Below are 19,246 nucleotides of genomic sequence, written 5' to 3'. Positions count from 1 at the left end.
GCGCGCCCTCAGCCGAGCTCGCGCAGCATGCGGGCCGCTTCGGTGCGCATGGCCGGATCCGGGCCGTCGAGCAGTTCGCGCAGCAGTTCCTTCGCCGAATGATCGTCGCCGATGTCGAGGAAGGCGCGAGCCAGCTTCATCCGTTGCTCGGCGCTGGCCTGCGGCGGCGGCGGGTCGGGTTCCTGCGGCACGAAACGCGGCTTGGCCGTTTCCGCCGGCGGCGCAGGCGCAGGCGCGGCGGTCTTGACCCAGCCGGAATGCCAGTTCGGGGCCTCGCTGCGCGGGGCCTGCGTTGCCGGCACCTCGTCCAGGTCGACCACGGTGGTCGCCGCCGGCGCTTCATCGGCGATATCGGCGGATTCGCCTTGCGCGGCCTCGTCCAGGGTCGGCACCACCATGCTTGCCGCCAATGCCTCGCTGTCGAAGCCGCGCCGCGCGGGCGCCTTCGCTGCCGGTTTCGGCCCGCGACGCACGAACAACCAGGCCAGCACGGCCATGCCGACCAGGGCCAGTCCGCCCCACAGCCAGGGCATCGGGTTCGACGGATGGGGCTTCTCGGCAGGCTGCGCGGTCTGCGCGGTCTGCGCCGCCGCGCTGGCGGGCGGGGCCTGCACCGCGGCCGCGGCCTTGCGCGCATCGGCCAGGCGCTGCTGCGCGGCGGCCAGCTCGCTGTCCTTCATCGACAGCAACTGCTCCTGCTGCTGCTTGAGTTTCTCGAGTTCGGCCACGCGCTCCTTGAGGTCGCCGATTTCGGCGGCCTTGGCGGCGATGTCCTCGTCCTTTTGCCGCAATTGTTGCTGGAGCATGCTGCCCTCGCCCCCGGCATTGGTGCCGGATCGTGTTCCTGTGGCCTTGCCCGGTGCCGCCGGCGGCACGATCTCCAGCCGCGCCTGCTGCCGGCGCGGCGCGGCGGCCGGGGTTTTCGGCGCCGCCGGTTTCGCGACGGCGGTCTTGTCGGTCGTTGCCGGTGCCGCCGGCTTTTCGCTGGCCTTGGCACTGCGCGTCGGCGTGCCGGCGGCTGGCGCGCGCTCCGCGCTGGCGGCGGCATCGGCCACCACCGTCGCATCCGGTTGCGCGACCGGACGCCGCGCCTGCCGCCATTGCTGCATCTGTTCGCGCACCACCAGCGCGGCCTCGTCGGCGCTGACGCCGCCGATCTCGCCGCCGCCCGGCACGCGCAGCACCGCACCACGCTTGAGCAGGTTGATGTCGTTGCCGAGGAACGCGTCCGGATTGGCCCGCAGCAGGGCAAGCATGGTCTGGTCCAGGCTGTAGCCGCCCGCCAAGCCCAGGCCGTGGGCGATCTTCGACAGGGTTTCGCCCTGCCGCACCGGCCCGTACTGCGCGGACGCGGACGCGGCGGCGGCAGGCGCAGGCGGCGGCACGGCGATCGCCGGGGCCGGCATCGCTACCGGCTCGGCGGCCGCTTGCGCAGGCGGCGGCAACGGCGCCACCGCGACCGGCGGCGGTGCCGGTTCGGCGGCGGCGGCAGGCGGCGCGGCCGCCGCGACCGGCGCGGGTGCCGGTGCCGGTGCCGGCGGGGCGACCGCCGCTGGAGCCTGTTGCAGCGGTCGCTGCACCACGTTCGGCGCGGCCACCACCGGCGCACTGATCGCCGGCTGCACCGGCGCGCTGGCGGTGCGCGGCGCATCGACCAGCGCCGAGTACTCGCGCACCAGCCGGCCCTGCCCCCAATCCACTTCGATCAGGAAATTCAGCACCGCCTGGTTGACCGGCGCGACCGTGGTCACCCGGATCACCGGGCGGCCACGCGCATCGCTGCCCAGGCTGAACTGCAGGTTGGCGGCGGCTCCGCTGGGTGCGGCAAGGCCGACCCGGCGGAAGGTTTCCGGCGAGGCCAGCCGCGCCTGCAGCGCTTCCAGTTCGCCCGGGGTGGTGGAGATGATCGGGATCTCGGCCAGCAACGGCTGGTTGAGCCGCGACTTCACCTCGATCTGGCCCAGCCCCAGCGCCGCGGCATTGCCCGCCGCCAGCAGCAGCGCGGTTGCAACCGCCATTCGCAATTTGCCGATCACGCGCGCCCTCATCCCTGCTTCCCCGCGTGGACTCTAGCCGTGCTCAGCCTTCGCTGGCAACGAGTTCCGCGATCTGCACCGCGTTCAGCGCCGCGCCCTTGCGGATGTTGTCGGACACCACCCACAGGTTCAGTCCGCGCGGATGCGAGAAATCCTCGCGGATGCGGCCGACGTACACGGCATCGCTGCCGGAGGCATGGGTCACCGGGGTCGGATAACCGCCGGGCGTGTGCTCGTCGACGACGACCACGCCCGGCGCGCGTTCCAGCAGCTCGCGCGCCTGTTCGACGGACAGCTTGTCGCGGGTTTCGATGTTGACCGCCTCGGAATGGCCGTAGAACACCGGCACCCGCACCGCAGTCGGATTCACCTGGATCGCCTCGTCGCCGAGGATCTTGCGGGTCTCCCACACCAGCTTCATCTCTTCCTTGGTGTAGCCGTTGGGCTGGAAGTCGTCGATGTGCGGGATCAGGTTGAAGGCGATCTGCGCCTGGAACTTCTTCGGCGCGATCTCCTGGAAATTGAGCAACTGGCCGGTCTGGATGCCCAGCTCCTCCAGCCCGGAACGCCCGGCGCCGGACACCGACTGGTAGGTGGCGACGTTGATGCGCTCGATCTTCGCCGCGTCGTGCAGCGGCTTCAGCGCCACCATCAGCTGCATGGTCGAGCAGTTCGGGTTGGCGATGATCCCGCGCGGGCGGTTGCCCACCTGTTCCGGGTTCACTTCGCTGACCACCAGCGGCACGTCGTCGTCGTAGCGGAAGGTCGAGGAATTGTCGATGACGACCGCGCCCGCGGCGGCGAACTTCGGCCCGTATTCCTTGCTGATGCCGCCGCCGGCGGAGAACAGCGCGATCTCGACGCCGGCCGGGTCGAACGTGGCCAGGTCCTGCACCACGATGTCGTCGTTGCCGTACTTGACCAGGCTGCCGGCCGAACGCTCGCTGGCCAATGCGATCACTTCGCTCGCCGGGAACTCGCGCTCGGCCAGGATCGACAACATCGTCTCGCCGACGGCGCCGCTCGCGCCGACCACCGCCACCTTGAATCGCCTGTTTGAAGCGGGCTTGCTGCTCATGGAATGTCCTCTCGTCTGATTGCGGCGCGCTGCGCGCCTGCTGGATGGATGGATGCGTATCGCGGTTGCCGCTGCGGCGCAGTCGTTGCCCGTGGGGGGCGGATGGCACGACTGGCCGCTATCGTTTTTTGCCGGTGGCGGCGGGAATCCGCGGCGACATCTCGCCCACGTCGCCGCACTGCGCACGGTGGCGCAGGGCCTGATCCATCAGCACCAGCGCCAGCATCGCCTCGCAAATGGGCGTTGCGCGGATGCCGACGCAGGGGTCGTGGCGGCCGGTGGTGACGACCTCCACTTCGTTGCCCTCGACATCCACGGTCTGGCCCGGCAGGCGCAGGCTGGAGGTCGGCTTGAACGCCACCGACACCAGCACTTGCTGGCCGCTGGAAATGCCGCCGAGGATGCCGCCGGCATGGTTGGACAGGAAGCCGTCGCGGGCGATCTCGTCGCGATGCTGCGTGCCCTTTTGCGCCACCGCGGCGAAACCGTCGCCGATCTCCACGCCCTTGACCGCATTGATCGACATCATCGCCGCGGCAAGCTCGCCGTCGAGCTTGCCGTACACCGGCTCGCCCCAGCCCGGCGGCACGCCGTCGGCGACCACGGTGACCCGCGCACCGACCGAATCGCCGGACTTGCGCAACGCGTCCATGTACGCCTCGAGCTCATCGACTTGCGCGGCATGCGGCCAGAAGAACGGATTGGTTTCGATGGCGGCGGCATCGAACCCGTTCGGCACGACCTCGCCGATCTGCGACATCCAGCCCTGCACGCGCACCCCGTACCGGTCCGCCAGCCACTTCTTGGCGATGACGGCCGCGGCCACGCGCATGGTGGTTTCGCGCGCGCTGCTGCGTCCGCCGCCGCGCGGATCGCGGATGCCGTATTTCTGCCAATAGGTGTAATCGGCATGGCCGGGGCGGAACTGCGCGGCGATGTTCGCGTAGTCCTTGCTGCGCTGGTCGGTGTTGCGGATCAGCAACGCGACCGGGGTGCCGGTGGTCCTGCCTTCGTACACGCCGGACAGGATTTCCACCGCGTCCGCCTCGTGCCGCGCCGAGGTATGCCGGGTCTTGCCGGTGGCGCGGCGCGCGAGGTCGTGCGCGAAATCTTCCGGCGCGATGGCGATGCCCGGCGGGCAGCCGTCGACCACGCAGCCGATGGCCGGCCCGTGCGACTCGCCGAAGGTGGTGACGCGCAGCAGCTGGCCGAAAGTGTTCAAGTGGGTCGGCCGCGCCTGCTCAGAACAGGTCGCCGGGCGGCGTGCCGCGCGATTCGCGCGCATCCGCCAGCCGTGCGATCCGCTCGTGGTGGGCGATCAGGTCGGCGCATTCGGCGACGAAGATCCCCATCTGCCCGAACTTGAATTCCACCCAGGCCAGCGGCAGTTCCGGCAGCAGCTTGACCAGCGCGCGTTCGGCCTCGCCGACTTCGCAGATCAGCAGGCCGTCGCGGTCCAGGTGCAGCGGGGCATCGCGCAGGATCCTCAGCGCCAGGTCGAGTCCGTCGTCGCCGGCGCGCAGGCCGAGTTCCGGCTCGTGCGAGTACTCGCGCGGCAGGGCGTCGGTCTCGTCGTTGGTGACGTAGGGCGGATTGGTGACGATCAGGTCGTAGTGCTCGCCCTGCAATCCGGCGAACAGGTCGGACTTGAGGAAGCGCACGTTCTCCACGTGCAGGCGCTTCTCGTTCTCGCGCGACAGCGCCAGCGCGTCGTCGCTGATGTCCACCCCGTCGACGTGCCAGTCCGGGTTGTGGTGCGCCATCGCGATGGCGATGCAGCCGGAGCCGGTGCACAGGTCCAGCGCGCGACGCACCTCGCGGTCGCCCAGCCAGGGCTGGAAGCCGGCTTCGATCATCTCCGCGATCGGCGAACGCGGCACCAGCGCACGCGGGTCCGACTTGAAGCTCAGCCCGGCGAACCAGGCCTCGCCGGTCAGGTAGGCGGCCGGGATGCGCTCCTCGATGCGGCGCAGGAACAGGCCCAGCACGTCTTCCTTCTCGGCCTCGGTGATGCGCGCGTTGCCGTACACCGGCGACAGGTCGTGCGGCAGGTGCAGGGCATGCAGGGTGAGCTGGGTCGCCTCGTCGAGGGCGTTGTCGTAGCTGTGGCCGAAGGTCAGCCCGGCCGCGTTGAAACGGCTGGCGCCGTAGCGGATCAGGTCGATGATCGTCTGCAATTCTTCGGACATGGCGGCGCTATGCGGTCTGTAACCGTGAAGTATAGCGGCGGCGGGCCGCTATCATGGCCGCTTTCCGGTCATTGCCATCGCTCATGTCGAAACGCGCCATCCTCCTGCTGGTCATCGCCGCCATCGCCGCCGGGCTGGGCCTGTGGGTGTCGCAGCGGCATTTCGCCGTGCCGGTGGCCGCGCCGCCGTCCGTGGCCAGCTTCAACCTGCTGCCGACGCCACGCACCCTGCCTGCGTTCTCCCTGCAGCAATCGGACGGCACGCCGCTGACCGGCGACGAGCTCAAGGGCCACTGGACCTTGGTCTTCCTCGGCTTCACCCACTGCCCGGACGTGTGCCCGACCACGCTGGCCCAGCTTGCCGGCGCGCAGAAGCGATGGGCGTCGCTGCCGGAAGCCACCCGCCCGCGCGTGCTGTTCGTCTCCGCCGACCCGGACCGCGACAGCCCGAAGCTCACCGGCGACTACGCGCATGCCTTCCACGCCGACACCCTGGCCGCGACCGCGCCGCTGCCGCAGCTGGAAGCCTTCGCGCGTTCGCTGTCGCTGGTGTTCATGAAATCGCCGGGCGCCAGCGGCAAGCCGGACGACTACACGATCGACCACAGCGCCGCGCTGGTGATGCTCGACCCGCAGGCGCGGATGGCCGGCGTGGTGCAACCGCCGTTCGATGTGAAAGGCATCGCCGCCGACCTTGCCAAGCTGACCGAGGGCAAACAATGAGCCCGATCACTGCCCTCACCTATGTCCTGCCGCACCGGCTGCTGTCCTCGCTGGCGCGCAGGCTGGCGTACTCGACCAATCCGTCGATCAAGCAATGGCTGATCGACACGGTGACCCGCAAGTTCGGCGTCGACCTGTCCGAAGCCGCCGAACCGGATCCGAACGCGTATCCAAGCTTCAATGCCTTCTTCACCCGCGCGCTGAAGCCCGGCGCGCGCGTGCCGGATCCGGATCCGAACGCGTTGCTGATGCCGGCCGACGGCCACATCAGCCAGTGCGGCGAGATCGTCGATGGCCGCATCTTCCAGGCCAAGGGCCAGTCCTATACCGCCGCCGAACTGCTGGGCGACGAGGAAGCCGCGAAGCCCTACGCCGACGGCCTGTTCGCCACCGTGTACCTCTCGCCGCGCGACTACCACCGCGTGCACATGCCGTGGACCGGCACCCTGCGCGAAACCGTGCACGTGCCCGGCCGGCTGTTCTCGGTCGGCACCGCCGCGGTGGCCGACGTGCCGCGCCTGTTCGCCCGCAACGAGCGCCTGGTCTGCCACTTCGATACCGAGTTCGGGCCGATGGCCTCGGTGATGGTCGGCGCGCTGCTGGTGTCCGGGGTGGAGACCGTGTGGAGCGGCGTCGAGATCCCCGCCTATGCCGACCGCATCACCAGCAAGGATTACCGCGGCAAGGGCATCGTGCTCGAGCGCTTCGCCGAGATGGCGCGCTTCAACTACGGCAGCACGGTGATCGTGCTGCTGCCGAAGGGCGCGGCGAGCCTTGCGCCGGGGTTGGCCGCGGAACAGCCCGTGCGGCTGGGGCAGCGACTGGCGTTGCGCGGATGATGCCAAGGGCCGGGCGGCCGGCCCGGCGCTTGCGCCGCTTGCCGCGATAGGGGAACCTGCGCGCGCGATCCGGGGGACGAATGCATCAGGACGATTCCGGGCGGGACACCTTGCGCCAGCTGTCGGTGCTGAACCGCATCGCCCGCATTGCGCTGGAAGACCTCGACCTCGGCCCGATGCTGCAGCGGATCGTGGACACCCTGCACGACGAATTCGGCTGGGAATTCATCGCCTTCGCCCGGGTCGACCGCGAGCGCGGCGAATTCTGCTGCGAAGCGGTGTACAGCGAGGTGCCCACGGCGATCGCCGTGGGCTACCGCCGCGCGCTCGGCTCGGGCGTGGTCGGCGAATGCGCGCTGACCGGGCGCACGCTCGACATCGAGGACACCAGCAGCCACCCCAATTTCATCGACACCATGCCCGGCACCCGCTCCGAACTGTGCGTGCCGATCGTCCATCGCGGCGAGGTGCTGGCCGTCCTCAACGTCGAAAGCCAGGCGCCGGGCGCGTTCCGCGGGCAACGCGCGTTGCTGGAAACGGTCGCCGACCAGATCGCCGGCGCGATCCGCGCCGCCAACCTGGTGGCGGCCCTGCAACGCGCCAACGAGGAACTGCGGGATGCCTACGCCATCGTCGAATCGCTGTCGGAACTCGACAGCCTGACCCGGATCCCCAACCGGCGCAGCTTCGACGCATGGTTCGCGCAGGCGCATGCGGATGCCGGCGCATCCGCTTCCCCGCTGTCGCTGGTGCTCGCGGACGTGGACGACTTCAAGGCCTACAACGACGGCTACGGCCACCTGGCCGGCGACGATTGCCTGCGCCTGGTCGCGGCGATCCTGAAGGAGACGATCGCCGGATCGACTGGCCGGCTGGCCCGTTACGGCGGCGAGGAATTCGCCATCATCCTGCCCGGCACCGCGCTGGAGCAGGCGCATGCCCTGGCCGAGCGCGTGCGCGAAGCCGTGCAGGCCTGCGCGATAGAACACCGCCATGCGCAGGCCGGCCTGGTCACCATCAGCGTGGGCGCCGCCTGCGCGGTGCCTGCGGCGGGCAGCGCGACCGATGCCTTGTTCGCCAGAGCGGATCGCGCGCTCTACGAAGCCAAGCGCGCGGGGCGCAACCGGGTCGCCAGCGCCGCCTGACCGCCGGCAACCGCCCCGGCCCGCTGCCTTGCATGGCAGCGGGCGTTCGCGGGCTCGCGGCTAGCGCCGCTCGAATTCCCCGCTGGCCCCGGCCCGCTGCCTTGCATGGCAGCGGGCGTTCGCGGGCTCGCGGCTAGCGCCGCTCGAATTCCCCGCTGGCCCCGGCCCGCTGCCTTGCATGGCAGCGGGCGTTCGCGGGCTCGCGGCTAGCGCCGCTCGAATTCCCCGCTGGCCCCGGCCCGCTGCCTTGCATGGCAGCGGGCGTTCGCGGGCTCGCGGCTAGCGCCGCTCGAATTCCCCGCTGGCCCCGGCCCGCTGCCTTGCATGGCAGCGGGCGTTCGCGGGCTCGCGGCTAGCGCCGCTCGAATTCCCCGCTCACCCCTTGCAGCCTGCGAGCTTCAGGGCCTGCCCGGGGCGGATCGCGTACTTCGGCGGCTTGAGCTTGTTGGCCTTGGCGAAATCGGACAGGTCGCAATCGAACTTGCGCGCGATCCCGGTCAGGTTCTCGCCGCGCTGCACCTTGTAGGTCTTCGGCTTCGCCGGCTTGGCGGGCTTGGCCGGCCTGGGCGGCGGCGCGGCTTCCTGCGCCGGCGGATCGGCGCTTGCGACGGGCGCGCTGGTCATCGGCCCGATCCGCACCAGCGCGGACTGCACGTTGCTCTGCACCAGTTGCTTGGCCAGTTGCGCGCGCTTGCCGTTGCCGCAATTGAAGCGATACAGCCAGGCGATGCGGGTGGTGGCGTTGAGCGCGGTACCGGCGGGAATCGTGCTGTCCACGTCCCAGCGCGGATTGAGGTTGCGCAACGCGCGCATGTAGCCGTCGCGCGAACCGTAGTTGCCCAGGCAGATGGTGAGCTCGTAGATCGAGGCCGGTTGCGTCAGGGTGACCATGGCCGGCCTGGCGCTGACCCGCGGCCAGCGGATGCCGTATTCCTTCGGATGCAGGAACAGCCAGGCCGCGGCGATCACCATCGGCACGTAGTCCTTGGTTTCCGCGGGGAACTGGTTGTAGACGTCGTAGTCCCAGAAGCTGCGCCCGCCGCTGCCCTGGAACACCCGCGCCGCGCGGCCCTCGCCGCCGTTGTAGCCGGCCAGCGACAGTTCGATGCTGTTGTTGAGCTGGGCCATGCGCTCGCTCAGGTACTGCGCGGCGGCATCGGCCGATGCGGCCGGGTCGTAGCGGGTATCGAAGCCGGTGCCGTCGTTGCCCAGGCCGAAGCGGCGGCCGGTGGCCGGCATGAATTGCAGCGGACCCACCGCGCCGGCGCGCGAACCGGCATGCACCTTGCCGTTGGATTCCTTGGCCATGATCCCGAACAGCAGCGCCTCCGGCAGGCCGTGGCGCTTGAACGGCGGCGACATCAGGTGCTGCATGTAGCGGTAGTTCTCGTAGCTGTCCATCAGCGACGGGCGCATGTCGGTGAGCCAGCGGCGGATGCCGGCCTGCACCGCCGGGTTGAACTGCACCATGCGCACGAAGCGCTGGCCGTCCTCGCTCAGCAGCGAGGCTGCGTTCGCCTCGTCCGGCACGTCGGCGGCGGTGAAGTCGGCTTCGTCGATCGGGTCCTGGCCGTCCTCGTCGAACAGTTCCTCGCCGGCTTGCGGGCTGGCCTTGAGCAGGCGTTCGTAGGTCGCCAGCATGCCCGGCATCGAGCAGCCCTTCTGCTTCGCGCAGGCCTCGATCACCGTCTTCATCTCGGCCAGCGCGGCGCTGCTGGCGGCGCTGGCGGCTTCCTCGTCATCGGCCAGCATGCCGTCGCGGTAACGCTTCTCGGCGGCATCCATGCGTTGCTGGAGGACGCTGGCGGCGGCCAGGTCGCGCTTCGATTGCGCGTGGGCGCCCGGCGCGGACAAGGCGGCGATCGAGGCGATGGCGAATGCGGCGGCAAACACGGAAACGCGATGGGACATGGATGCATCGAGGGGCTGCGTGGGAAGCGGGAGGGTAGCCGCCACGCGCGGGCAAGGGAACCCGCCACGGCACGGGAAATGCGACCGGCATCGCATAGAATCGGCGTTGCACGCATTCACATTCCCAGCAGCCCATCATCGGACGCGCATTCGCATGGACCCCATCCTCGTCGGCAAGGCCGTCACCACCGAAACCAGCGGCAACGTGTTCCTGCTGCCGAAATACGGCAATCGCCACGGCCTGGTCGCCGGCGCCACCGGCACCGGCAAGACGGTGACCCTGATGACCCTGGCCGAGGGCTTCAGCCGGATCGGCGTGCCGGTGTTCCTGGCCGACGTCAAGGGCGACGTGGCCGGGCTGGCGGCGGCCGGTGCCATGAACGACAGGATCCAGCAGCGCATCGCCCAGCTGGGCATCGCCGATTACCGCAATGAAGCCGCGCCGGTGGTGTTCTGGGACCTGTGGGGCAAGCTCGGCCACCCGGTGCGCACCACCGTCAGCGAGATGGGCCCGACCCTGCTCGGCCGCATCCTCGAATTGAACGAGACCCAGGGCGGCGTGCTCGACATCGTGTTCAAGCTGGCCGACGACCGCGGCCTGCTGCTGCTCGACCTCGAGGACCTGCGCGCCCTGCTCGGCCTGATCGCCGAGGAACGCAAGGACGTGTCCACCTCCTACGGCCTGGTCAGCACGCAGTCGATCGGCGCCATCCAGCGCGCCCTGCTGCGCCTGGAACAGGAAGGCGCGGAGCTGTTCTTCGGCGAACCGGCGCTGGAACTGGCCGACCTGATGCGCACCACGACCGACGGCCGCGGCGTGGTCAACATCCTGGCCGCCGACCAGCTGATCCTGAAGCCCAAGCTGTATTCCAGCTTCCTGCTGTGGCTGCTCAGCGAACTGTTCGAGAACCTGCCGGAAGTCGGCGACCTCGACAAGCCGAAACTCGTCTTCGTGTTCGACGAGGCGCACCTGCTGTTCGACGACGCGCCGCCGGCGCTGCGCCAGCGCATCGAACAGGTCGTCCGCCTGATCCGCTCCAAGGGCGTCGGCGTGTACTTCTGCTCGCAGTTCCCCGACGACGTGCCGGACGAGATCCTCGGCCAGATGGGCAACCGCTTCCAGCATGCGCTGCGCGCGTTCACCCCGCGCGACCAGAAGGCGGTCAAGACCGCCGCGGAAACCTTCGTCGCCAATCCCGGCCTGGACGTGGCCAAGACCATCGGCCAGCTCGGCGTCGGCGAGGCGCTGGTCTCGACCCTGCAGGACAAGGGCATCCCGATGCCGGTCGAGAAGACCCTGGTCGCGCCGCCGCGTTGCCGGATGGGCGCGATCACCGAGGCCGAACGCGCGCAGGTGCGCGCCGGCAGCCCGGTCGGCATGAAGTACGACACCCGCATCGACCGCGATTCCGCCGCCGAACTGCTGGCGAAGAAAGCGGAAACGAAAGCCGAACAGGCGCAGGCGCCGCAAGCGAAGACCCGCGAAGACGACGATGCCGAGGAAGGCGGTTTCGGCGGTGCGGTCAAGGACGCCGTGTTCGGCACCAAGCGCCGCCAGGGCATGATCGAGACCATGGCCAAGCAGACCGCCCGCACCGTCGGCAACCAGGTCGGCCGGCAGATCCTGCGCGGCATCCTCGGCAGCATCTTCGGCGGCAAACGCTGATCCCCGACCATCCGCAACCCATCGACGAGACCACACGATGAACCGCTCGCGCATTTTCCTTGCACTCGCCCTGTCCTGCCTCGCCCTCGCCGCCTGCAAGCGCGAAGCCGAGGCGCCGCCCGCAGCCGTCGCCGCCGCGCCGACCGAAGAGATCAAGAGTGCGGTGATCTCCGAAATCGACCAGAACTCGCCATCCAGCGCCGCCCCGGGTTTCGACGCGAAGGCGTTCGCCGGCACCTACGGCGGCACCCTGCCCTGCGCGGACTGCCCCGGCATCGACACCAGCATCGCGTTCGCCCCGGAAGGCGGCTTCACCATGAGCGAGGTCTACCAGGACAGCGACAGCAGCAGTTTCACCCTCAAGGGCACCTGGACCGTAAAGGAAGACGGCAAGACCCTGCTGCTCGATCCGGAAGACAAGCAGGAGCGCGACCGCTGGTTCGAAGTCGTCTCCGGCAACGAGTTGCGCGCGCTGGATACCGAAGGCAAGCCGATCGACAGCAAGCTCGATTACAGCCTGCGGCGCCGTTGATCGATGGGGCGCTGGGGTCCGCCCGGCAGCATCGCGCTGATCACGCGCGCCGGGCACGACCGGCTGAAGGCGGACGCCGCGCCCGCGGATCGCGATGCGGTGTTCTTCGGCGCGCACGTCGCACTGGTGAGCACGCGGCACAACCACGGCCTGCCCCGGCCAGGAGATCGGCGAGCTCCTGTCGGGGACCCGGCGCCGCCAAGGCGTGGCGGAACGCATGGCGAAGCAGACCACGCGCAATGTCGGCGGCTTGATCGGCGAATCGGCGGCCGGCAATACGGCGGGCCGTTCGGCAAATGGAGCGCGCGCGGGATCTTCGGCAGGCGTTGAGTGCGCCGTTGTTTTTTCTTCACAACACCTCTAGGACATATCGATGACCAAGACCCAGCGCGGGCTTGCGGTTTTCCTGTTCATGGCGTTCGTCCCGGTCTGGGCCTGCGACATCTTCATGAGCGAGGACAACCCGCTGTATTGGTACACCGCACTCTTCTGCAGCCTCGGCGGGTTTGCCGCCAGCTATGCCGAAGGCGGCTTGGACGGGCTGCGCGCGTTCGGCCGGCGCACACTGCGCGTGGCCGGGTCGCTGCGTTTCATCGTCATCGGCTATCTGATTCCGCTCGGCCTCGGGCTCGGGTGGATGGCGCTGCGCGCGGCGGGCAAGCTGCCGTCCGCTTTCCACCCCGCCCTCGATGCCGGCTTCCTCACCATGCTGGCAACGGCGTGGATCACCGGCCCGTTCGCCGAGGAGTTCGGCTGGCGCGGTTATCTCCAGAACACGCTGCTGACTCGCATGTCGCCGTTCCTGACCGCACTGGTCGTCGCCCTCATCTGGGCCGTCTGGCATCTACCGGCGTTCTACGACAGCGTGTTCTCCTCGCTGCGCTCCACGCTGGGCTTCGCCTCGCATTGCCTGACGCTGTCGCTGCTGCTGGTATGGCTGGTGCCGCGCGCCGGCGGCTCGGTGTGGCCGGCTGTGTTCCTGCATTGGAGCGCCAATACGCACGGGCGCCTGCTGGAAGCCGCCTTCCCCACCATCGGCGGCGCCAACCTGCCCGGCGGCGCGTCGAGCGCGCCGTTCTATCTGGGCGCCGTGCTGTTGTTCGTGGCCTGGCAGCGCAGGTACTACTTCCGCCGCGCCGCGTCGGCCAGCGCTCCACCGGAACCGTTGTCCGCATGAGCCGTTGGCGTCCCCCCGCCGAGAAGAGCACGGCGCTGATCACCCGCGAAGGCCACGACCGGTTGAAATCGGAACTGGACGACCTGTGGCGGGCGAAGCGCCCCGGCGTGGTGAAGGCCCTCGCCGCCGCGGCGGCCGAGGGCGACCGCTCGGAGAATGCCGAGTACACCTATCGCAAGAAGCAACTCGGCGAGATCGACCGCCGGGTGCGTTACCTGAGCAAGCGGCTGGAGGCCTTGCGCGTGGTCGATGCCGCGCCCGCCGACCGCGACGCGGTGTTCTTCGGCGCGGAGGTCGAACTGGAAGACCTGGACAGCGGCGAGCTGGTGCGCTACCGCATCGTGGGCCCGGACGAGACCGACGCGCAGCGCGGCTGGATCAGCATCGACGCGCCGCTGGCGCGGGCGATGCTCAGGAAACGCGTGGACGACGGATTCGACGCCGTGCTGCCGGGCGGCGTCGTGCGCTACGCGATCGTCGGGATCCGCTATCGCGGCTGAGCGGGATCCGTCGGTGCCGCGACTTCCGGCGTGCCCACGTCGTTGTCGTCGTCCGCGATGTCGCACTCCCGCGCGCGCCGGGCCAGCGCCTCGTAGCGATCCTGGAACGTCTGCAACTCCCGCTCCTCCAGCTCCTCGAGGTCGAGCAGGCTGTTGTGCGCGCCGCGGGTGGCGCGGATCAGTTCGTCCAGCTTGATCTGCAGCGCGCGCGCGTCGCGGTTCTGGCTGTTCTGGATCAGGAACACCATCAGGAAGGTGACGATGGTGGTGCCGGTGTTGATCACCAGCTGCCAGGTGTCGCTGAAGCCGAACAGCGGCCCCGTCACGATCCACGCCAGCACCACCAGCAGCGCCAGCACGAAGCTCAACGGGCTGCCGGCGAAGCGCGAAGCGGCATTGGCGAAACGCGTGAACCAGCGCCTGTTGGCCATGCGGTAGCTCCGGATCGTGGCGCCCCATCTTGCGCCGACAGGCGCCGGCGTCAAGGCGACACGGCGCGGTTCAGTCGCGATCCTCGCCGGCGGGCACGCTTTCGGCAGCCACCAGGCCGTCCGGGTTCGGCGTGTCTTCCATGTACACCGGCACCGACTTGCGCGACGTGCGCTGCGGTTTTGAATACAGGTAGGCCGGATCGTCGTCGCGCTTCGCGGCCTGGTTGACGATGCCGCGCACGACCTGGTGCGCGCCGGTCAGCAGGTTCCAGCTGGTCTCGACCATGTCGTGGCTGTTGGTGCGGCTGTAGGTGGTGGCGTCCAGGCCGATCAGGCGCATGCGCTTGAGCTTCGGATCCCAGCGATAGCGGTAGGTCGCCATGGTCGCGGTGGTGCCGCCTGTCAGGTCGCCGACCACCAGCACGTCCTTCTTCACCGACAGGCTGGCTGCGCCCAGCGGAAACGGATCGAGCTTCTTGTTGATCGACGCCGGCTCGAAGCCCCAGTCGAGTTCGTCCTTGTAGCCGATCTTCACCACCAGCCAACGCGCGTCCTCGTTGCCGCCGACGAAGGCGACATCGGGGATGCCATCGCCGTTGATGTCGCCGTTGCGCCGGGTTTCGAGATGGGCGCCATCGGGCAAATCGACCAGCAGGTCCTTGTCCGACGGAATCCAGAATTCCGGCTGCCCTGTCCCCGCGGATCCTTCGCGGGCGCCGGCCCGGCAATCGCAAGGCCAAGCATCGCCAACAAACCGATCGCGTTACGCGTTGTACTCGACTTCGCCATACAGGTCGTGCTCGTCGTTGCCCATGATGCGGACGAATGCGAAATCGCCGGGCTGGAGGCCGGCTTCGCGACCGTCCTGGACCTGCACCAGGCCATCGATCTCCGGCGCATCCGCCTTCGATCGCGCGATGGCGAGCTCGCCGTCGATCGCATCGACGATCACCTGCTGCACCGTGCCGACCTTGGCCGCCAGCCGCGCTTCGCTGATCGCCGCCTGCCGCTCCATGAAACGCGCCAGGCGCTCCTGCTTGAGGTCTTCATCGACTGGATCCGGCAATTCGTTCGCCTTGGCGCCGTCCACCGGCGAATAGGCGAAGGCGCCGACGCGGTCCAGCTGCGCTTCGTCGAGGAAATCCAGCAGCTCCTCGAACTCGGCCTCGGTCTCGCCGGGGAAGCCGACGATGAAGGTGCTGCGGATGGTCAGCTCCGGGCAGATCGCACGCCAGCGCTGCACGCGCTCCAGGGTCTTGTCGACCGCGCCGGGCCGCTTCATCAGCTTCAGCACGCGCGGGCTGGCGTGCTGGAACGGGATGTCGAGGTACGGAAGAATTTTCCCCTCCGCCATCAGCGGGATGATGTCGTCCACGTGCGGGTACGGATACACGTAGTGCAGGCGCGTCCACACGTCGAGTTCGGACAGGCCTTCGCACAGCGCCTTCATCCGCGTCTGGTACTGCTTGTCGCGCCAGGTGCGCTCGGCGTACTTCACGTCGACGCCGTACGCGCTGGTGTCCTGCGAAACGACGAGCAATTCCTTGACGCCGCCGCGCACCAGCTTCTCGGCTTCGCGCAACACCTCGTCGACCGGGCGCGAGACTAGGTCGCCGCGCATCGACGGGATGATGCAGAAGCTGCAGCGATGGTTGCAGCCCTCGGAAATTTTCAGGTATGCGTAGTGCTTCGGCGTGAGCTTCAGACCGTAATCCGGCACCAGGTCGATGAACGGATCGTGCTTCGGCGGCAGCGCGACGTGCACCGCTTCCATCACGCTCTGGTAGTCCTGCGGGCCGCTGATCGAGAGCACGTCCGGGTAGGCCTCGCGGATCACCTCGCTGCGCTTGCCCAGGCAGCCGGTGACGATGACCTTGCCGTTCTCGGCCATCGCCTCGCCGATCGCGTCCAGCGATTCGGCCACCGCGCTGTCGATGAAGCCGCAGGTGTTGACCACCACCACGTCGGCATCGTCGTAACTCTGCACCAGGTCGTAGCCCTCGACCCGCAACTGGGTGAGGATGCGCTCGGAATCGACCAGCGCCTTGGGGCAGCCGAGGCTGACGAAACCGACCTTGGGTTGTTGCAGGGACATGCACGGGCACCGCGAAAAGGTGCGAAATTATACGTCCCCACCCCGCCGCGAGGCCGGAGGCTGCGATGGGCGACTGGATCCACCTCGACACCCCCGCCGGCCCGGTCCGCGCCTGGCTGGCCCGCCCGGACAAGCCGCCGCGCGGCGCGGTGATCGTGCTGCAGGAGATCTTCGGGGTGAATGCGCACATCCGCGCGGTGGCGGACGGGTTCGCGAAGCACGGGCTGGTGGCGATGGCGCCGGCGCTGTTCGACCCGGTGCAGCCGGAGGTCGAACTCGGCTATGGCGATGCCGGTTTCACCCGTGGTCGCGAGCTGGTGGCCGAACTCGGGACGGAGCGCGCCCTGCAGGTGGTCTCCGCCGCGGCGCGCTGGCTGCGCGAGGCGCACCACCATCCCGGCGTGGTCGGTTATTGCTGGGGCGGCTCGATGGCCTTCCTCGCCAATACCCGGCTGCGCCTGCCGGCGGTGAGCTACTACGGCGCGCGGACCATGCCGTTCATCGCCGAACCCGCGCAGGCGCCGCTGATGTTCCATTTCGGCGGCCACGACCGCAGCATTCCACCCGAGGACATCGTCCGTCATCGCGAACTGCAGCCGCAGGCGAGCGTGTTCGTCTACGCCGCCGCCGACCATGCCTTCAACCGCGACGTCGACCCGCATCACTTCCATGCCGAAAGCGCGGCGCTGGCGCGCGAGCGCACCCTCGCCTTCCTCGCGGAGCACACCTCATGAACGCCTGGCAGCTTCACCCGCAATTGGCCAACGACACCGTGCCCGTCATCGAATTGGCGCTGTGCGAAGTGCGGCTGATGGACGATGCCAACCATCCGTGGCTGGTGCTGGTGCCGCGCATCGCGGACATGGTCGAGATCATCGACCTCGACCCCGCCCAGCGCAGCCAGCTCACCGCCGAGATCGATGCCGCCTGCCGCGCGCTGAAGACCCTGTTCAAGCCGGACAAGCTCAACGTGGCCGCGCTCGGCAACATGGTCCCGCAGCTGCATGTGCACGTGATCGCCCGCTATCGCGACGACATCGCCTGGCCGCGGCCGGTCTGGGGCAACGCGACCGCGCGCCCGTACGCGCCCGAGGAACTGATCGAGCGGGTCAAGGCATTGCGCACCAGTCTGGCCTGAAAGCCGACCCATTCACGTTCGTACCGACAACGCCAAGGGGGATGGCGATGGATCGGAACCAGACGCCCTGCAGGGGCCCCGCATGAGCGGGCCCGCCTGCCGCAACGCCGATGACCCCGTGCGGCCGGCAACGCCTGCCGCAGGCCGGACAACGTTCAGCAGGGCGCCATGCGCCTGCACCCGCTGACCGCACGCCGCCGCGACGCGCACCACGGCCGCCAGGCACGTGATGCCCACCCTTCCATGGCAACCAAGGAGCATCGGATGTCCCCGCATCGCCCGATTTCGTCCGGCGGCATCGCCGCTGCGCTCGTGCTTGGCCTCGCCGCGCTGGCGCCGGTCCACGCGGCCGATGGCACGCACGCGCCGCTGCGCGCGCAGCTGACGGCGCAACACGATGCCAACGTCCAGCGCCTGCGCGACTGGATCGCGCTGCCCTCGATCGCCGCCGAGAACCTCAACGCCGCGCAAGGCGCCGAACACATGCGCCAGCTGCTGCTGGAGGCCGGCTTCCAGCATGCGGACATCATCCCCACCGACGGCAAGCCCGGCGTGTTCGCCACCCTCGATGCCGGCGCGCCGAAGACCGTCGGCGTGTACTTCATGTACGACGTCAAGCAGTACGACCCGAAGGAATGGAGCAGCCCGCCGCTGGAAGGCCGGATCGTCCACAAGCCCGGCTACGGCCAGGTGATGATGGGCCGCGGCGCGGTCAACCAGAAAGGCCCGGAGGCCGCGTTCCTGGCCGCGCTGCACGCGTTCAAGGCGGCCAACGTGAAGCTGCCGGTGAACATCGCGCTGATCGCCGAGGGCGAGGAGGAGATCGGCTCGCCGCACATCGGCCAGATCGTGCGCGCGCCGCAGGTGCAGGCCGCGCTGGCGAAGACGGTGGGCGTGTTCATGCCCAGCGCGATGCAGGACACCGACGGCATCGTCACCGTCAGCCTGGGCGCGAAGGGCATCGTCGAGCTCGAGCTGGTGGCCAGCGGCGAACAATGGGGCCGCGGGCCGAGCCGCGACATCCATTCCTCGCTCAAGGCGATGGTCGACAGCCCCGCGTGGCGGCTGGTCAAGGCGCTCGACACCCTGGTGTCCGCGGACGGCAACACCATCGCCATCGACGACTATCCGCAGCCGCCGCCGATCAGCGAGGAGCATCGCGCGATGATCAAAGCGGCGATCGCCCCCAACAGCGAGGCCGAGGCGAAGACCGCCTACGGCGTGCAGCACTGGATCGACGACCTGCCCTACCAGCAGGCGCAGGAACGCCTGGTCTCGCAGCCCACGGTCAACATCGAGGGCCTGGTCGGCGGCTACACCGGCCCGGGCGGCAAGACCGTGCTGCCGCATCGCGCCGTCGCCAAGATCGACATGCGGCTGGTGCCGGGCATGCGGTTCGACGATGCGGTTTCGGCATTGAAGCGGCACCTCGCCAAGCGCGGCTTCGGCGACATCGAGGTCAACGTCACCGGCGGCTACAACCCCACCCAGACCCGCGCCGACGCGCCGCTGATCCAGGCGCAACTGGCCGTGCTGCGCGCATGCGGGATGGCGCCGCTGCTGTGGCCGCGCAATGCCGGTTCCTACCCGGGCTTCGCCTTCACCGACCCGCCGCTCAGCCTGGCGGCGGGCCACTTCGGCATGGGCCACGGCAGCGGTGCGCATGCGCCCGACGAGTACTTCGTGATCGAGTCGGAGAACAAGAACATCGACGGCTTCGATGGCGCGGCGATGTCCTACGTCGACTATTTCTACGCACTCGCCAAGTAGGCAGACGCCGACGCCAT

General features: G+C 69.2%; 19 protein-coding genes. 11 read left to right on the top strand and 8 right to left on the bottom strand.

The features are described from left to right. Positions 1-8: 8 nt before the first annotated feature. The 4 genes from FHQ07_RS14020 to prmB all read right to left on the bottom strand — a co-directional run bounded on the left by FHQ07_RS14020 (position 9) and on the right by prmB (position 5,303). Positions 9-2,018, bottom strand: a complete 2,010-nt coding sequence (locus FHQ07_RS14020) for a FimV/HubP family polar landmark protein (protein WP_139717706.1) — start codon at positions 2,016-2,018, stop codon at positions 9-11. A 61-nt stretch (positions 2,019-2,079) separates the two neighbouring features. Then, complete coding sequence (locus FHQ07_RS14015) at positions 2,080-3,114, bottom strand: aspartate-semialdehyde dehydrogenase (protein ID WP_139717704.1); 1,035 nt, start codon at positions 3,112-3,114, stop codon at positions 2,080-2,082. 118 nt (positions 3,115-3,232) lie between these two features. Further along, entirely contained in the window at positions 3,233-4,336 is a 1,104-nt protein-coding gene (aroC, locus tag FHQ07_RS14010; protein ID WP_240703507.1) for a chorismate synthase, read from the bottom strand. Positions 4,337-4,355: 19 nt separating this feature from the next. Further along, a complete protein-coding gene (prmB, locus tag FHQ07_RS14005) occupies positions 4,356-5,303 on the bottom strand; it encodes a 50S ribosomal protein L3 N(5)-glutamine methyltransferase (protein ID WP_139717700.1) in 948 nt (315 codons plus the stop codon). Between the two features lie 83 nt (positions 5,304-5,386). Between prmB and FHQ07_RS14000 the strand changes: the two genes are divergently transcribed. The 3 genes from FHQ07_RS14000 to FHQ07_RS13990 all read left to right on the top strand — a co-directional run bounded on the left by FHQ07_RS14000 (position 5,387) and on the right by FHQ07_RS13990 (position 8,009). Continuing rightward, the gene (locus FHQ07_RS14000) at positions 5,387-6,025 is read left to right on the top strand and encodes an SCO family protein (protein ID WP_139717698.1); all 639 of its coding nucleotides are present in this window, start codon (positions 5,387-5,389) and stop codon (positions 6,023-6,025) included. Next, positions 6,022-6,864, top strand: a complete 843-nt coding sequence (gene asd, locus FHQ07_RS13995; protein ID WP_139717696.1) for an archaetidylserine decarboxylase — start codon at positions 6,022-6,024, stop codon at positions 6,862-6,864. Before FHQ07_RS14000 ends, asd begins: the two co-directional genes overlap by 4 nt. A gap of 80 nt (positions 6,865-6,944) precedes the next feature. Beyond that, positions 6,945-8,009 (top strand): GGDEF domain-containing protein, encoded by a 1,065-nt coding sequence (locus tag FHQ07_RS13990; RefSeq protein ID WP_139717694.1) that lies wholly within the window; start codon positions 6,945-6,947, stop codon positions 8,007-8,009. Between the two features lie 375 nt (positions 8,010-8,384). Here FHQ07_RS13990 and FHQ07_RS13985 read toward each other — a convergent pair whose 3' ends face one another. Continuing rightward, the gene (locus FHQ07_RS13985) at positions 8,385-9,920 is read right to left on the bottom strand and encodes a transglycosylase SLT domain-containing protein (protein WP_139717692.1); all 1,536 of its coding nucleotides are present in this window, start codon (positions 9,918-9,920) and stop codon (positions 8,385-8,387) included. 154 nt (positions 9,921-10,074) lie between these two features. Between FHQ07_RS13985 and FHQ07_RS13980 the strand changes: the two genes are divergently transcribed. From FHQ07_RS13980 to greB, 5 genes are all read left to right on the top strand, one after another. Further along, positions 10,075-11,586: a helicase HerA-like domain-containing protein gene (locus FHQ07_RS13980; RefSeq protein WP_139717690.1), complete on the top strand. Its 1,512-nt coding sequence runs from the start codon at positions 10,075-10,077 to the stop codon at positions 11,584-11,586. 37 nt (positions 11,587-11,623) lie between these two features. Next, on the top strand, positions 11,624-12,118 hold the full coding sequence (locus tag FHQ07_RS13975; RefSeq protein ID WP_139717688.1) for a copper resistance protein NlpE: 495 nt from the start codon (positions 11,624-11,626) through the stop codon (positions 12,116-12,118). Positions 12,119-12,335: 217 nt separating this feature from the next. Then, entirely contained in the window at positions 12,336-12,482 is a 147-nt protein-coding gene (locus FHQ07_RS14415) for a hypothetical protein (RefSeq protein ID WP_168191578.1), read from the top strand. Positions 12,483-12,491: 9 nt separating this feature from the next. Then, a complete protein-coding gene (locus FHQ07_RS13970; RefSeq protein WP_139717686.1) occupies positions 12,492-13,295 on the top strand; it encodes a CPBP family intramembrane glutamic endopeptidase in 804 nt (267 codons plus the stop codon). Further along, the gene (greB, locus tag FHQ07_RS13965) at positions 13,292-13,795 is read left to right on the top strand and encodes a transcription elongation factor GreB (protein WP_139717684.1); all 504 of its coding nucleotides are present in this window, start codon (positions 13,292-13,294) and stop codon (positions 13,793-13,795) included. Before FHQ07_RS13970 ends, greB begins: the two co-directional genes overlap by 4 nt. Here greB and FHQ07_RS13960 read toward each other — a convergent pair. The 3 genes from FHQ07_RS13960 to rimO all read right to left on the bottom strand — a co-directional run bounded on the left by FHQ07_RS13960 (position 13,783) and on the right by rimO (position 16,321). Further along, positions 13,783-14,226, bottom strand: coding sequence for a low affinity iron permease family protein (locus tag FHQ07_RS13960; RefSeq protein ID WP_139717682.1), 444 nt, complete (start codon positions 14,224-14,226; stop codon positions 13,783-13,785). The genes greB and FHQ07_RS13960 overlap by 13 nt on opposite strands. 70 nt (positions 14,227-14,296) lie before the next feature. Next, positions 14,297-14,869, bottom strand: coding sequence for a hypothetical protein (locus FHQ07_RS13955; protein ID WP_139717680.1), 573 nt, complete (start codon positions 14,867-14,869; stop codon positions 14,297-14,299). A gap of 120 nt (positions 14,870-14,989) precedes the next feature. Next, entirely contained in the window at positions 14,990-16,321 is a 1,332-nt protein-coding gene (gene rimO / locus FHQ07_RS13950; RefSeq protein WP_139717678.1) for a 30S ribosomal protein S12 methylthiotransferase RimO, read from the bottom strand. 65 nt (positions 16,322-16,386) lie between these two features. Between rimO and FHQ07_RS13945 the strand changes: the two genes are divergently transcribed. The 3 genes from FHQ07_RS13945 (at position 16,387) to FHQ07_RS13935 (ending at position 19,229) form a co-directional block, all read left to right on the top strand. Beyond that, a complete protein-coding gene (locus FHQ07_RS13945; protein WP_139717676.1) occupies positions 16,387-17,055 on the top strand; it encodes a dienelactone hydrolase family protein in 669 nt (222 codons plus the stop codon). Next, complete coding sequence (locus tag FHQ07_RS13940) at positions 17,052-17,459, top strand: HIT domain-containing protein (RefSeq protein ID WP_139717674.1); 408 nt, start codon at positions 17,052-17,054, stop codon at positions 17,457-17,459. The genes FHQ07_RS13945 and FHQ07_RS13940 overlap by 4 nt, the downstream gene beginning before the upstream one ends. Positions 17,460-17,723: 264 nt before the next feature. Continuing rightward, positions 17,724-19,229, top strand: coding sequence for a M20/M25/M40 family metallo-hydrolase (locus FHQ07_RS13935; protein WP_139717672.1), 1,506 nt, complete (start codon positions 17,724-17,726; stop codon positions 19,227-19,229). The last annotated feature ends 17 nt before the right edge of the window (positions 19,230-19,246 follow it).

Source organism: Thermomonas aquatica, assembly GCF_006337105.1.
Classification (GTDB): Bacteria; Pseudomonadota; Gammaproteobacteria; order Xanthomonadales; family Xanthomonadaceae; genus Thermomonas; species Thermomonas aquatica.
This window is presented reverse-complemented; position numbering and strand designations above follow the sequence as displayed.